At 63.2% G+C, this 1136-nt stretch carries 2 protein-coding genes; both read left to right on the top strand.

The features are described from left to right. The coding region (locus OSB52_RS24635; protein WP_266063965.1) for an integrase core domain-containing protein at positions 1–453 on the top strand (453 nt) is incomplete at its 5' end. After that, complete coding sequence (locus OSB52_RS24630) at positions 443–1084, top strand: Mu transposase domain-containing protein (protein ID WP_026920504.1); 642 nt, start codon at positions 443–445, stop codon at positions 1082–1084. The genes OSB52_RS24635 and OSB52_RS24630, both read left to right, overlap by 11 nt. The last annotated feature ends 52 nt before the right edge of the window (positions 1085–1136 follow it).

The raw sequence follows: 1136 nt of genomic DNA, 5'->3' as shown, positions 1-1136 counted from the left end.
CGCAACGCCCGCTCACGGACCTCTGGATCGATCTTCTTCGGCATAACGCTCATCCTTCCTAACTCAGAAGGAAACGGCATCAAACCTAGGGTGATTCATCTCGACGAGACTGGCGCCTTCGACACCATCGAGACCGCGCAAACGGCTATCGACGAATGGGTCCACGCCTACAACACCTGCAGACCGCATCAGTCGCTGAACATGGCCACCCCTGCCAGCGTGTTCCGCAGTCGCAGCACCGATCCCGACACCATGCCCAGCAAGCCTGTTGGTGCCGAGATCCGACCGGAAGCCGAAGTCGTTCGGCCAGCTCCAACCGTGGCCGATCAGTCGAGTTCCGCCATTGAGTTCGACACTGTCGTGCCGCCGTCCGGTGTAGTGACTATTGCCGGTGTGCAACAGGTGTGGGTCGGAAAGAAACTATGCGCAGCGCAGTGTCGTGATGTGGGCTGACCTGTCGAGCGTGTACATCATCTGCGACGACATCGTGATCAAGACGGTCCGGTCGAAGCTGACCACCGCAGACCTGCAACGACTCCGCGCCCGCGGCACCCGCCCGGGCCGGCCCAGACCGGCGCAAGCCGCGTTCGACACCTCCACCGCCACCCATCGGCCGCGAGCTATCGAGATCGACCGGACCGCGAACCGCGACGGCATCGTCATTGTTCGTGGACATGAACTCGCCCTCGGCGTCGTGACGGCCGGCAGCCGGGTCACCCTGCGGATCGACGGCGAGTTGATCCACGCGACCAACGGCACCCACCTGATCAAGACGCTACCCAATCCTCTTGACCTAGAGAATATTCGCCGCTTGACCGGAGTTCGGGAAGCCAGCACCCCGCTGCCGCCTGCGCCACCGTCAGGGCCGCAGAGCGTGCAGCGCCGGGTTCCCAAGAGCGGTCAGATCATGGTGGCCGGCCAACGCCTCCGAGTCAGTCCGACCTACGCCGGCACCATCGTCACCATCATCGTCGACGATCACCACCTACGAGTGCTCGACGGCGCCAGAGAACTGTCACTGCACGCACGAACCACCACCAAGACCATTCGCAACTTCAACGCCCACCGGCCCCACCGCCGGTAAGCATCTCCCGAGAACACGACGTCACGCATCTCCTGAGACCGCACACGTCACG

The sequence above is a fragment of the Gordonia aquimaris genome (assembly GCF_026262595.1).
GTDB classification, from domain to species: Bacteria; Actinomycetota; Actinomycetes; order Mycobacteriales; family Mycobacteriaceae; genus Gordonia; species Gordonia tangerina.
This window is presented reverse-complemented; position numbering and strand designations above follow the sequence as displayed.

What these genes read in the sequence shown, in the direction of transcription:
- OSB52_RS24630 (WP_026920504.1), top strand. Translation starts at nt 443, where the DNA reads ATGTGGGCTGACCTGTCGAGCGTGTACATCATCTGCGACGACATCGTG.